This is a genomic window from Corynebacterium sp. MSK008 (assembly GCF_030232585.1).
GTDB lineage: Bacteria > Actinomycetota > Actinomycetes > Mycobacteriales > Mycobacteriaceae > Corynebacterium.
The window spans coordinates 1-11892 of sequence record NZ_JASPJX010000001.1 but is presented as its reverse complement, the minus strand read 5'-3'; the positions used below and the strand labels follow the sequence as shown (position 1 = coordinate 11892).

The 11892-nt window shown below is 61.1% G+C and carries 13 protein-coding genes and 1 tRNA gene; 3 read left to right on the top strand and 11 right to left on the bottom strand.

What is annotated here, in order from left to right; all coding sequences use genetic code 11:
• Positions 1-4: 4 nt before the first annotated feature.
• The 5 genes from QP996_RS00070 to wecB form a co-directional block, all read right to left on the bottom strand.
• A complete protein-coding gene (locus tag QP996_RS00070; RefSeq protein ID WP_284870581.1) occupies positions 5-1393 on the bottom strand; it encodes a glycosyltransferase family 4 protein in 1389 nt (462 codons plus the stop codon).
• 25 nt (positions 1394-1418) lie between these two features.
• On the bottom strand, positions 1419-2717 hold the full coding sequence (locus QP996_RS00065; protein WP_284870580.1) for a glycosyltransferase family 4 protein: 1299 nt from the start codon (positions 2715-2717) through the stop codon (positions 1419-1421).
• A gap of 39 nt (positions 2718-2756) precedes the next feature.
• Positions 2757-2830, bottom strand: a tRNA-Ile gene (locus tag QP996_RS00060).
• A gap of 62 nt (positions 2831-2892) precedes the next feature.
• Positions 2893-4176, bottom strand: a complete 1284-nt coding sequence (wecC, locus tag QP996_RS00055) for a UDP-N-acetyl-D-mannosamine dehydrogenase (RefSeq protein ID WP_502870079.1) — start codon at positions 4174-4176, stop codon at positions 2893-2895.
• Between the two features lie 89 nt (positions 4177-4265).
• Positions 4266-5429 (bottom strand): non-hydrolyzing UDP-N-acetylglucosamine 2-epimerase, encoded by a 1164-nt coding sequence (gene wecB, locus QP996_RS00050; protein WP_284870579.1) that lies wholly within the window; start codon positions 5427-5429, stop codon positions 4266-4268.
• 117 nt (positions 5430-5546) lie between these two features.
• Between wecB and QP996_RS00045 the strand changes: the two genes are divergently transcribed.
• Positions 5547-5819, top strand: a complete 273-nt coding sequence (locus tag QP996_RS00045) for a hypothetical protein (protein WP_239356447.1) — start codon at positions 5547-5549, stop codon at positions 5817-5819.
• Between the two features lie 12 nt (positions 5820-5831).
• Here QP996_RS00045 and QP996_RS00040 read toward each other — a convergent pair whose 3' ends face one another.
• The 5 genes from QP996_RS00040 to QP996_RS00020 form a co-directional block, all read right to left on the bottom strand.
• A complete protein-coding gene (locus QP996_RS00040; RefSeq protein WP_284870578.1) occupies positions 5832-6755 on the bottom strand; it encodes a Ppx/GppA phosphatase family protein in 924 nt (307 codons plus the stop codon).
• Positions 6752-7315 (bottom strand): DUF501 domain-containing protein, encoded by a 564-nt coding sequence (locus tag QP996_RS00035; protein WP_284870577.1) that lies wholly within the window; start codon positions 7313-7315, stop codon positions 6752-6754. Before QP996_RS00035 ends, QP996_RS00040 begins: the two co-directional genes overlap by 4 nt.
• Before the next feature lie 24 nt (positions 7316-7339).
• Positions 7340-7984 (bottom strand): septum formation initiator family protein, encoded by a 645-nt coding sequence (locus QP996_RS00030; protein ID WP_284870576.1) that lies wholly within the window; start codon positions 7982-7984, stop codon positions 7340-7342.
• A gap of 110 nt (positions 7985-8094) precedes the next feature.
• Positions 8095-9369, bottom strand: a complete 1275-nt coding sequence (eno, locus tag QP996_RS00025) for a phosphopyruvate hydratase (protein WP_284870575.1) — start codon at positions 9367-9369, stop codon at positions 8095-8097.
• Between the two features lie 73 nt (positions 9370-9442).
• The gene (locus tag QP996_RS00020; RefSeq protein ID WP_284870574.1) at positions 9443-10249 is read right to left on the bottom strand and encodes a lytic transglycosylase domain-containing protein; all 807 of its coding nucleotides are present in this window, start codon (positions 10247-10249) and stop codon (positions 9443-9445) included.
• A 136-nt stretch (positions 10250-10385) separates the two neighbouring features.
• Between QP996_RS00020 and QP996_RS00015 the strand changes: the two genes are divergently transcribed.
• Positions 10386-10802, top strand: coding sequence for a hypothetical protein (locus tag QP996_RS00015; RefSeq protein ID WP_284870573.1), 417 nt, complete (start codon positions 10386-10388; stop codon positions 10800-10802).
• Between the two features lie 8 nt (positions 10803-10810).
• On the opposite strand, the gene QP996_RS00010 is transcribed toward QP996_RS00015, so the two are convergent.
• The gene (locus QP996_RS00010) at positions 10811-11416 is read right to left on the bottom strand and encodes a MazG nucleotide pyrophosphohydrolase domain-containing protein (protein ID WP_284870572.1); all 606 of its coding nucleotides are present in this window, start codon (positions 11414-11416) and stop codon (positions 10811-10813) included.
• Positions 11417-11450: 34 nt separating this feature from the next.
• Between QP996_RS00010 and QP996_RS00005 the strand changes: the two genes are divergently transcribed.
• A complete protein-coding gene (locus tag QP996_RS00005; RefSeq protein WP_284870571.1) occupies positions 11451-11786 on the top strand; it encodes an 8-oxoguanine DNA glycosylase OGG fold protein in 336 nt (111 codons plus the stop codon).
• Positions 11787-11892 lie beyond the last annotated feature (106 nt).

Here is an 11892-nt window from a genome sequence, read left to right as displayed (position 1 = left end):
TGAACTACGCGTCAGGCGAGAGTGTCTCCTCGTAAGCTTGGATCAGTCGTTCAGCACTGGACTGCCATGTCCGCATATCCAAGAAGGCCTCCAGCCGATGACCATAAAAGTGGTCTGGGTCCACAAGTGCCTTCCGGATCGCTTCGCTCAATGCTTTAGGATCATCGGGTGGAACATACAAAGCCAACTCACCAGTAGCTTCTCTAACCGCGGGAAGATCGGAGGCAACCACTGGGATCTTCATTCCCATCGCAAGCATCGGTTTAAGCGGGGTGACTGCCCTGCAAACTTCATAGTCTCTTCGTGGCAACACAAACACGTCTAATGCAGCACACCACACAGGAATAGCTTTGGGGTCTTGCTTGCCTGCAAAAACAACTCGATCTGTTAACCCCCTCTTCTCCGCTAAGAGTTTCAGGGCAGGAAGTTCAGAGCCGCTACCGACTATCAATGCTTTGGTGTCTTCATCAAGGAATTCCAACGCTAAGACAAGCGAATCGAGCCCCTCATAGTCAACGACCGAGGTGATTGTCCCAATCAGCTTTGTGCTCGACGGGATCCCGATATTTTTCCTTGCGAAGTCCTTGCTAGGGACTTCTATGGCCTCATCGCGATCGAATCCATTCGGAACAACGTAAATGTTGTCCTTCGGAACTCCGCGTTCTTCAACGCGACGCCGTGACACGTCGCTGAGCACAAGGACTGTAGAAGCCGATTGCATAGCTAGGGTTTCGCGTCGCCTGAACTCCGCGAGAAAATCCCTACTTCTTTGTCCCGAGTTTTCTAACTCCAATGTTTTGTCGCGCTCCCCGCGCACTTCGTAAACCCATGGGATCCCAAGGATCCGAGCGACCTCGCTGATCAAGCTTGCATTCCTGAAGTCTGTTGTCGTGTGCAACAGGGTGATATCGAGCTGCCGTGCTATCTCTGCAAGCAAATTAATGGCCTTACGCCGATTCTTGCCTCTTCGCAAAGACATCCGGCTGGGTAGCAACAAGAAGTAATCGATGCCGTCAACCGAAACGGATTTCTGTGTGGGAACTACGCCAATTGTCGCCGGATATCCCATTCTTGTAGCTGGGTAGACAGCTAGATCTTGCCGCCTAAGTTCGTGGAGAAGTTTTTGAGTACGCACCGTGTATCCACTAACTGTGTACGGCTGCGCACTATTGACAAAATACAGGACTCGAGCTTCGCCACTAGGCTGCCGAATATTTGATGGAAAAATTGGATCGTAAAAGTCTTTCCAGGAGGTAGTGTCCGGAACTCCCGCACGAGAAATGCTCTCCAAGGGAACAGGCAACCTGAAACCACAATCCTGGAGTTTTCGGCCAATTTTTACGAAGACTTTCCGCAGAAACGGCTTAGGCCCCGACAAGAAGTCCGTCGCCATCGCAGATAGAAAAAGCTGGCAGTATCTAGCTGGACGCATTACCATCCGATGCTTCGATCTGCTGCAGTATCTGCAGCAATCGCACAGGTGTCTTTTCTTCACGCTCCCGAATCACCCAATCACGGCCAGTGGTTCCGACACTGAGACGCTGTGGGTTATTTCCGAGCGACACCCATAGATTTGCGAGCGCCGATGGATCCTGCGGTGGGACAACGTCTCCGCCGCCCAGGCTTGAGATAAGATCAGCGGCCTCCCCCTCCACAACCCCCGAAATATGAATCCGGTTAAAAAGTAACTCATACGTCTTGGACGGCACTGTGCGTCGCAGCGGTTCCCATTCGGCCAAATGCACCAGCGCTGTGTCAGCCCAGTCGTAATACGCGTTCAAGAGTTCTGCTGGTTTCAGACGAATAAAACGCGCGTCGACACCAAACTCCTGAGCCTTCTCCTGAAGCAACTCACGGGCTGCACCTGCGCCCACAAAAATCATATGAACTTGGAGCCCCCGTTGTTTAGCCAGCTTGGCAGCTTCCAAGGCATTCTGCAGGTTTTGCGCGCGGCCTATTGTCCCTGCATACAGTACGTTTAAGTGGCCACTCTTGCGGTGACTCCCTCTATCTTCCGTCGGCTGACTAGCTACTGGAAAGACATTTCGAATTACTACCACTTCGGGGCTATTTCCTCGCGTAGACAATTCACGGCGAGACTCCAAAGAGGCCTTCAAGGTGCTCGAGGTGACTAAAATCGCCCTTGCTCCCCGCAGGAGAGAATTCAGTACCTTCGTGGACACTCGAGTGACGAGCTGAAGAGGTCCGTTCTTTGCCAGCTTCTCTCGGATCGACGGGTCCCCGACTTCAGCATTCCAGGACGAAGCTTGCCCCATGAGGTCTGGCCACGCATCTCGGAGGTCGATAACGTAGGGGCGATCGAAAATTTTCGCGGCCACCCACGTAACCCCCGCGGTTGGCAAAGCGGGAACCGTCCCTATAACAAGATCCGGCTCAATTTGCTTCCTGTTCCTAATGAGCGTGCGAACTTGCGAAAGAGCAATCAGGAGCTGGCTAGCAGCCTTCGACGTAATCGAATCGCCTACCCGGTACGCGGAACTACGGAAGATAGTCTCGCCTTCTGTCCCTTTATAAGGCATCTTCCGCGTCTGTGTACTGTCACCCGTGGTGTCGACAGAATGACTGTTCCGCGGTGGCGGTGCAACCACGCAAACTTCATGCCCGGCATCGATGAGCATCTTTGCAAGCCAAGACCAACGTCGTTGCGGTACTCCATTTTCTGGGTACCAATACTGGGTGACGAGAAGAATACGCACGTCCTCGCCACCTCCGTTTGACTATAGGCTGAATGATTGTGGGGCCAGCGGGGCTCGAACCCGCGACCAGCGGATTATGAGTCCGCGGCTCTAACCGACTGAGCTATAGCCCCTAGTGCGGCTCCAGAACTCTTGTTCCTAGAGCTGCAGTGCTTAGGCGCAAAGCACGCGTGCGTTAGCGCCAAATGCCTCTAGTATCAATCACAGTCTTCCCGTTGAGCAAATTCTGGTCGACGCCAACGAACTCCCGGTGGTCAACGAGGAGGACTACAACGTCTGCGCTTTCGACGGCCGTGGTGAAATCGGCCAATTCGATGTTCTTGTGCGCGACGAGACGGTCGGGCAGGGAATCTACGTTCGGTTCCACAACAGAAACCGTGATTTCGGGATTTCGTTCAGCCAACTTCTCAACGATACCCAGCGCCGGCGACTCTCGGAGATCGTCAATGTCCGCCTTGAAGGCGATACCGAGCGCTGCAACCCTCTTATTGTCAGACTTGCTGAGCGCCTCTTCTACCTTGTCCAGAACGAACGACGGCTTACCATCGTTGATCTCTCGTGCCTGGCGAACAATCTTGGCTTCCTCCGGAACGGCGGAAACGATGAACCATGGATCGACAGCAATGCAGTGTCCGCCGACGCCCGGACCCGGCTTGAGGATGTTGACACGTGGGTGGTGGTTGGCGAGCTCAATCAGCTCCCAGACATCGATTCCAAGACGGTCGCTAATGAGAGAAAGCTCGTTCGCGAAAGCGATATTCACGTCTCGGAAGGAGTTCTCGGTGAGCTTCGCCATCTCTGCGGTCGTCGCATCCGTCGTAAGCAATTCAGCGGTGCAGAACGTCGCGTACAAATCACGAGCAAGCTCCGTGCCCTTTGGAGTCAGACCACCGATGACGCGGTCATTGTTCTCCATCTCCTCCATAATCTGTCCCGGCAGGACGCGCTCAGGACAGTGAGCGATAAAGATCGCATTCTCGTCTTCTTCATTCAGCGAGAGGTCGGGCCGCTTCTCAATGATGTACTCCGCCATGTTGCGAGTCGTTCCCGGAGGAGAGGTGGACTCCAACACCACGAGGGCACCCGGACGCAGGTGCGGAGCCATCGCATCTACCGCTGAGTTGATGTATTTGGTATCTACCTCGTGATTGTCGCCCTTGAACGGTGTTGGCACGCAAACGATGTAGGCGTCCGCCTCGACCTGATCGAAGCGTGCGGTAAGTAGACCGCGTTCCACGACGTCTTTGAGCAGCTCGTCAAATCCCGGTTCTACGAACGGAACTTCGCCTTTGTTGATGGACTCAACAAAGGTGGGGTTCACATCAACACCAGTTACCTTGACGCCCTTGGACGCGATAAACGCGGCGGTCGGAAGCCCGATGTACCCAAGGCCAACGACGCAGACATCTTTAAACGTATTTTGCACCGCGGTGTTTGCCACTTTCATTTCCTTTCGCATGGGGTCCTCTTCGAACCCGCTATCTCTGCGGCTCGGATCGTTCCATTAGAGCGTACCCTTGCCGACCTATCCCTTGTATCTAGCCTCGGCTAGTTGCCATCGATTTCTGGTTCAAATTCACCAATGCGCTCGCCGACGCCCACCAACTCGGCAATCGCGGCAACAGCTCGCTCGGCGGCTTTGCCATCACCATATGGGTTGACTGCATTTGCCATCGCTTCATAGGCCGCATCTTGGTCGAGAAGGTTCCTCGCCTCCGCGACAATTCGATCCCGGTCAGTGCCGACGAGCTTCACCGTTCCAGCCACAACGGCCTCGGGACGCTCGGTGTTCTCGCGCATCACAAGCACCGGCTTTCCAAGCGACGGCGCTTCTTCTTGGACGCCGCCCGAATCTGTGAGAACGAGGTAAGCGCGGCTCATCAAAGCCGTGAACTGGTCATACGGCAGTGGATCCGTAATTATGACGTTCGGGAGATCCTCTACCTCTGGAAGAACTGCATCGCGCACCTTCGGGTTGAGGTGCAGCGGCAACGCGAAGATGTGGTCCGGATAAGACTTTGCAAGGTCCTGGACGGCCCCGCCAATCTCTTTCATCGCGTCGAGGTTCTCACGGCGGTGGGTGGTAACCAGCACAAGCTTCTCGTCAGAGTTCCGAAGCTCCTCTAGCCGCGAATCCTCAAACTCGACGTCCCACTCCGACGCAGCGAGCAGCGCATCAATGACGGTATTACCCGTCACAACAATGTCCTTCGAACGGAAGTTCTCTCGGCGAAGATTTTCTCGTGATTCGTTGGTCGGAGCTAAGTGAAGCGACGTGATCTGCCCGATGATCTTACGGTTCGCCTCCTCGGGGAACGGGGAGAAGATGTTACCGGTGCGCAGGCCAGCCTCGAGGTGAACAACCTTCACACCCTTGTGAAAACCAGCAAGTGCCGCGACCATTGCCGTCGAGGTGTCACCCTGGGAGATGATCACGTCAGGCTTTTCTTCCTCGATAATCGGATCCAGCCCTTGAATCGCACGCGCCACCAATTCGTTGAGAGTCTGACCCGGCTTCATCAGCGCCATGTCGTGGTCCGGAGTGATACCGAAGCGCTTGTTCACCTGCTCCAACATCTCGCGGTGCTGGCCGGTAGAGACCACTACGGAATCGAAACGGTCATCGTCCTGGAGCGCGCTCACGACCGGTGCGACCTTGATCGCCTCCGGACGTGTGCCGTAGACAGTCATAATCTTGGGCTTGTCCGACATAGATTCCTTAGGGGTTGTTCGTCACAGGGATACTCACTACAACTTAATACAGCACCGTTAGTCAGGTGGGCCAAGGGCGACAAACCCAACCCGCTTCCCCGCTGTACTCTAGCCACCATGTACCAATACGTTGTCGGGGCCGCCGCCGGGTATGTGCTCGGCACGAAAGCCGGCCGGAAGCGCTACCACCAGATCGTCAACGCCGCGCAGGCTGTCGCTAACTCGCCGGTGACCAAGCAGGTCACGGCCTCTGCTCGCCGAGCGATCGCGAACAAGATTGATCCGGAGCCGCGCATGCGCGAGGTGAAAGACCTGCGCAAAGGCAAGAAACTGCGCGGCAAGTCCGACAAGCAGATCGAGGACACGATCTACGAGCCGGACCAGGACTAGAGGCGTCAGCTTCTAGTCCTGAGACAGTGCGGCGACGATGCCGTCGAGGATGTCCTTTTCACTGATGATGAAGCTGGTGGCGCCAGCTTCGCTCTCGAAGGCATCCATGAGCTGCTCCACCACCGTCGAGCCGGAGCCGATCACGTCGGCACGGCCGGGGTGAACCACCGGGTTCTCACGACGTTGCGCTGCGGTCGTGCCGCGCAGGTCCGCGGTCACTTTGCGCAGCCGGTCGAAGGGGATCTCCGACATGTGGATGCGCTCGGGTTCGTAGGATTCCAGCCCCTGCGCTAGCGCGGAGAGCGTCGTAAAGGTGCCGGCACAGCCGACGAACGTTCGCGCCTTAGCGAAAGGCACGGTGGCGGAGGCGGTGGTGACGTTGGCGTCGATGAATGCACGCGCCTCTGCGGTCTCCTCTGCTGTGGGCGGGTCGGTGTGCATGATGCGCTCGGTGATGCGCACACACCCCATTTGGGTGGAGATGGCGTGGCCCTCCATGACGAACTCTGTGGAGCCGCCGCCGAGGTCGATCACGCAGAACGGTCCGCGAGACGGGTCGATGTCCGCGGTGGCGCCGGCGAACGAGAGCGCCGCCTCCTCCTCGCCGGAGATCACTTCGGCGACCGCACCGGGCTGGATCTGGCCGAGCAGCTCGCGGGTCATGGCGAAGAAATCCTCGCGGTTGGCGGCGTCGCGGGTGGCGGAGGTGGCCACCATGCGCACGCGGGTGACGTGCTCGCGCTGCATCTCCTCGGCGTAGTCCGCAAGCGCCGCGCGGGTGCGCTCAATCGCTTTGGGGGCGAATTGGCCCGTCTCGTCGACGCCCTGGCCGAGGCGGACGATGGTGTTGCGGCGGGAAACCTCGCCGCTATCCGTGTCGTGGATGAGCAGGCGGATGGAGTTTGTGCCGCAGTCCACGGCAGCCACGCGCGTCATGCCAGCCCCTCCCCTGCTTCGGCGAGGGTGATGCCGAGATCGTCGAGGGTGGGCCAGTCGGCGGGGATGGCGGTGCCACGGAGGTCACCATGCTCGGCGGCCAGGGCTACGGCTTCAGTGCCGAAGCGGACGCGCTCCGGGCCTTCCGCAAGCGCGTAGGCGATGAGCACGTGGAGGCACTTCACGCGCTCGGGCATGCCGCCGCCGGAGAAGTCGGTGCCCAGGTCCTCGATGGCGTTGCGCTCGGCGAGGAAATGCTCGTGGGCTGCCAAGTAGTTCGCACGCAGGTCTTCGCCTTCGTCGCTGTCGGCGTTGAGGCGGTTTTCCATCCACTTCATCACCTGCGCGACCTCGAGGCGGGAGGCCTCGGCGGTCAGGCGCGGGTCGGTGAGGTAGTAGAGGGTGGGGAACGGGGTGCCGTCGTCAAGTTTGGGCGCGGTTTTCACCACAGCCGGCTGGTTGTCCGGGGTGGTGTACGCAATGGCAAGCACGCCGCGCGGGGTGCGGCCGAGCTGCTCGGCAACGATGGCGAGTTGTTCGTCAGTGGGAGGAGTGTGCATACGGGTTATTGTCCCACACGCCGACTACTGCGCTGGCGCGGGAGCTTCTGGTGCCGGGGCCTCAAGTACTGCTGGCGCTTCGGGCGCGCCCGGCTCCGGGGCCGGAACTTCTGGCGCTGGCGCTTCCGGCGCTGGCGCTTCCGGCGCTGGGGCGGGCGGAACGTCGTCGATAGGCGGAAGCTCCTCGGTTGGGACCTCGCGCAGGGAATCCCACATCACCTGCGGCCAGGTGCGGGTGTCGGGGATGTCGTCCTTGCCGGTGGTGATTGCTTCGTGGGCGGTCATGCGGGGGTCGATGATGCGCCAGGCTGTCTCGCCTTCTTCCATGACGCCGAGGCGGCGGCGGGCTTCCTGTTTGAGGAAGGCGTCGTCGTCGTACATAGCGATGTCGTCCTCCAGGGCCTTCTTCTGGGCTTCCAGGCGGGCGATGGATTCGTTGGCGCGGGCGATCTCGGCGCGGCCTTCGTAGAAGTTGCGAAGCGGCGCGGCGATGGCAAGCAGCACGAGGATCAGCACGGCGATGAGGATGACCACGCTGGCCATGTCCTGCTTCGGAAACGCGATGGCCCTGCCGCGCTGCTTGCGGCGCGCGGCGCGCTCGGCGTTTTCCCGGTCGCGGCTGGCAACGGGGACCGTGCTGGGGCGGCGGGTGCGGGAGCGCTTCGTCATAATCAGCAGATGATACGCCAGAGGTGAGATCCGCTCGAGGATCTCACCGACACGACGGCGGCCCCGCGCCGAAAACGGGCGGGGCCGAAGGTGCGTCGATAGGCAGGTGCTTACTTGAAGCGCGGGAACGCGGAGCGGCCCGCGTACTCGGCGGCCGGGCCGAGCTCCTCCTCGATGCGCAGGAGGCGGTTGTACTTGGCCACGCGCTCGGAGCGGGCCGGCGCACCGGTCTTGATCTGGCCGCAGGACAGCGCCACGGCCAGATCCGCGATGGTGGTGTCCTCGGTCTCGCCGGAGCGGTGCGACATCATGGTGCGGTAGCCGTTTCGGTGGGCCAGCTCCACGGCGTCGAAGGTCTCGGTCAGGGTGCCAATCTGGTTGACCTTGACCAGCAGCGCGTTCGCGGCGTTTTTCTCGATGCCCTCGGCCAGGCGCTTCGGGTTGGTGACGAAGAAGTCGTCGCCGACGATCTGCACCTTGTCGCCCAGCTGCTCGGTGAGTGTCACGTAGCCGTCCCAGTCGTTTTCATCCAGCGGATCCTCGATGGAGACGATCGGGTACTGCTCCACCAGGTCGGCGTAGACCTTGATCATCTCCTCGGCGGAGTGCTTGCCGCCCTCGAAGTTGTAGGCGCCGTCCTCGAAGAACTCGGAGGAGGCGACGTCCAGGGCGAGCGCGACATCGTCGCCAAGCTTGTAGCCGGCCTTCTCGATCGCCTCGACGATGAGGTCCAGGGCTTCCTTGGTGGAGCCGACGGACGGGGCGAAGCCGCCCTCGTCGCCAAGACCGGTGGACAGGTCCTTGGACTTCAGCACGCTCTTGAGCGCGTGGTAGACCTCAGTGCCCATGCGCAGCGCCTCGGTGAAGGTCTCCGCGCCGACCGGGGCGATCATGAACTCCTGGACGTCCACACCCGAATCCGCGTGCGCGCCGCCGTTGAGGATGTTCATCATCGGCACGGGAAGCAGGTGCGCGTTCGGGCCGCCGATGTAGCGGTACAGCGGCAGCGCAGCCGAATCCGCCGCGGCCTTCGCCACAGCCATGGACACGCCCAGAAGGGCGTTCGCGCCCAGCTTCTTCTTGTTGTCGGTGCCGTCGAGCTCGAGCATAAGCGTATCGACGATCCGCTGGTCGTCCGCCTCAATCCCCGCCAACTCGTCCGCAATGGTCTCGTTGACGTTCTCGACAGCCTTCAGCACACCCTTGCCGGCGTAGCGCTCGTCGCCGTCGCGAAGCTCGTGCGCCTCGTGCTCGCCCGTGGACGCGCCGGACGGCACGCCAGCGCGGCCGTGGGAGCCGTCCGCGAGCAGCGCCTCCACCTCCACAGTCGGGTTGCCGCGGGAATCCAGGATCTCGCGGGCGAAGATGTGCATGATGTCGGCCATGGTGACTCCTTGCATGGGTCGAGTGCTGTCTTACCGCGTACTAGTTTAGCCTGGGGCTTGCTATCGGAGCTTGCTATCGGTGCGCTGGTTGGTTCATGGCGTAGTTCGCCGCGGCGTCGCGGACTTTGGCCACGTAGTCGTTGGACTGGTTGTAGGCAAAAATGGCCTGGCGCCAGCCCTCCTCCGTAGCCAAGTCGCGCGTGGCGCCGCCGGAGTTGCACAAAAGATTCGCGGCGCCGAGGGCGGCGTCGTCGATCTGCTGCGGGTCCGGGTGGCCGTCGCCGTTGGCGTCGCGCCCGTAGCGCGCCCACGACTCGGGGATGAACTGCATCGGGCCGACGGCGCGGTCGAACTCGGTGTCGCCGTCGATCGCGCCCTGGTCGGTGTCGGTGACGTGGGCGAAGCCGTCGCCGTCGAGCTTCGGGCCAATGATCGGCGGCTCCGGGTAGCCGTCCTGGTTTAACTGGGAGTTGTCGAAGCGGCCCGTGTAGGTGCCGTGGCGCGTTTCCACCCAGCCGATGCCGGCGAGCGTGTTCCACTGCAGGTTGCAGGCCGGCCAGGACTCTTTGGCGATCAGCGCGGCGTTGGCGTAGGCGCGGATCGCCTGGCCGGAGACGTTGGTGGCGTTGCCGATATCCTGCGACCAGTCAAAGAGTAGGTCGGAGGTGCGGCCGGGGCCGTGGACGTCGATAGGCGGGGGCGCCTTGGCGTCCGGCGGCGGCATCGTGGTGGGCACCGGCTGCAGCGGCTCGCGGCGCTCTGGGGTGGAAAACGCGGCGATGAGCCACGCCACCAGCGCGACCACCATCACCACCGCGGCGGCCGCGACGAGGACACCCGCGCAGCCGCACCCGCGCGCTACTCGCCTGGCTGCCGACATGACCGGAGAGTGTACCGCGCGGGGGCTTGCGAATGGTGAACGCGCCGGTGATGGAGCACATCTGTCACACCTGTCACTTGTTTAACATGTATGATTCTTCGCGACCTAGTTTCTTCCCCGAAAGGACCCCTTCACAATGCGCCGTATCGCAACCCTCGCCGCCGCTGGCCTGATGGCCGCGGCCGCCATCGCCTCCCCCGCCACCGCCCAGGCTCAGACGCAGTCGCTCGAGCTGCTCAAGCTGCTTAACGGCAACATCGCCACCGCCAACTGCGACGCCCTGCGCGTCGGCCTGACCTCCACCAACATGGTCGGCCCGGACACCACCCGCTCCCAGCTGGTCGCCAACGTGAACAACGTCGTGGGCACAGACGCCACGCTGCGCCTCGTGTCCGCATCCACGGTCGGCGCGCTTGCGGACCGCGCTTTGGAGTGCGGCATCGTCAAACCCGACCCGGTCACCCCGATGGACAAGTTCTTCGAGATGAGCTCCCAGATGTCCTCCCAGGCCAACCTGCCGGAGATCCGCAACTACATCGGCGCGCTGCGCTAGCTCCGCGGCTAGCGCTTCTCGACGGCCTTGCCTTCCTCCCACAACCGGTCCTGGGTGGCTTTGTCCACGGGGCCGGTTGAACCGTCGAAAAGATAGGGCGCGCGGCGGCACATCTTCTGCACAAACGCGTCAGCCACGTCGCCGAAATCGAACGCGCCGGACTCCGAAGCGATCTCGGCGTGGAACAGGATTTGGAGCAGCAGGTCGGACAGTTCGGACTTTAGATCGTCGATAGGCAATTTTTGCTCGATTGCCTGCGCGACCTCCTCAGCCTCCTCCCGCAGAAACGGCAGGAGGCTTTCGTGCGTCATCGCCTGCTCCCATTCGCCGCGGCGGCGCGCGGCGTGCATCGTGCGGGTGGCCTCGAAGACAGGGTCGTCGAGACTAGCGACGCGTTCCGTTTCCGCGCCCTCCCCCTGCCAGCGCAGGACCTCCGGGTCGTGCGGGTCGGTGGAAATCAACCACTTCTCCGGGCCGCCTTCGACGTTGAGGGCCCAGCGGACGTCGACAGGCACCTCAGGCGTGAAGGCGACATCGCCCCTGATGTGGCCGGCGAGGTTCAGGGGGATGAGGGAGGGCCAGCGGGGGTCGAGAAGCAGGACGGTTGCGGTCATGGTGGGCAAGTCTAAGGGCTCTAAGATGGAGCGCATGACTCAGATTGCTGAAGCCCTCGAGACCGTCAAGCCCACCGCGCAGGACGTGCTGGGCGACTCCGTGACCTTCTCCCCCATCCGCTGGAAAACCGGGTGGCCGCACCACCTGCGCCGCGTGCCGCCGTTTCGCGACGACGCCACCGCGTCCATCACCCGCTCCGAAGTGTTCGCCTTCGGCTCCGACGTTGTCGAGTCCGGTTTTGCGCGCGAGCAGATCATCGACTTTTTGGGCGCCTGCTTCGCGTACGTTGCCGGGCAGTCCAACCAGGTGATGCAGATGCAGGCGTTCCTGCGCAACAAGGGGAAGGTTGCGTCCCTTAGTGTGGTGTAACGCTTGCTGATGGTGGGCCCTGGGAAATACAGGGGCGGCCACCGCCAGTAACCTTTCGACTCAACTACCACATCTCACCGAAAGGCACATGACGATGACCGCTGCA

Coding starts and splice junctions, on each gene's coding strand:
- QP996_RS00070 (WP_284870581.1), bottom strand. CDS start 1,393: ATGGCGACGGACTTCTTGTCGGGGCCTAAGCCGTTTCTGCGGAAAGTC.
- wecC (WP_502870079.1), bottom strand. CDS start 4,176: ATGCGAAAGGAAATGAAAGTGGCAAACACCGCGGTGCAAAATACGTTT.
- wecB (WP_284870579.1), bottom strand. CDS start 5,429: ATGTCGGACAAGCCCAAGATTATGACTGTCTACGGCACACGTCCGGAG.
- QP996_RS00045 (WP_239356447.1), top strand. CDS start 5,547: ATGTACCAATACGTTGTCGGGGCCGCCGCCGGGTATGTGCTCGGCACG.
- QP996_RS00040 (WP_284870578.1), bottom strand. CDS start 6,755: ATGACGCGCGTGGCTGCCGTGGACTGCGGCACAAACTCCATCCGCCTG.
- QP996_RS00035 (WP_284870577.1), bottom strand. CDS start 7,315: ATGCACACTCCTCCCACTGACGAACAACTCGCCATCGTTGCCGAGCAG.
- QP996_RS00030 (WP_284870576.1), bottom strand. CDS start 7,984: ATGACGAAGCGCTCCCGCACCCGCCGCCCCAGCACGGTCCCCGTTGCC.
- eno (WP_284870575.1), bottom strand. CDS start 9,369: ATGGCCGACATCATGCACATCTTCGCCCGCGAGATCCTGGATTCCCGC.
- QP996_RS00020 (WP_284870574.1), bottom strand. CDS start 10,249: ATGTCGGCAGCCAGGCGAGTAGCGCGCGGGTGCGGCTGCGCGGGTGTC.
- QP996_RS00015 (WP_284870573.1), top strand. CDS start 10,386: ATGCGCCGTATCGCAACCCTCGCCGCCGCTGGCCTGATGGCCGCGGCC.
- QP996_RS00010 (WP_284870572.1), bottom strand. CDS start 11,416: ATGACCGCAACCGTCCTGCTTCTCGACCCCCGCTGGCCCTCCCTCATC.
- QP996_RS00005 (WP_284870571.1), top strand. CDS start 11,451: ATGACTCAGATTGCTGAAGCCCTCGAGACCGTCAAGCCCACCGCGCAG.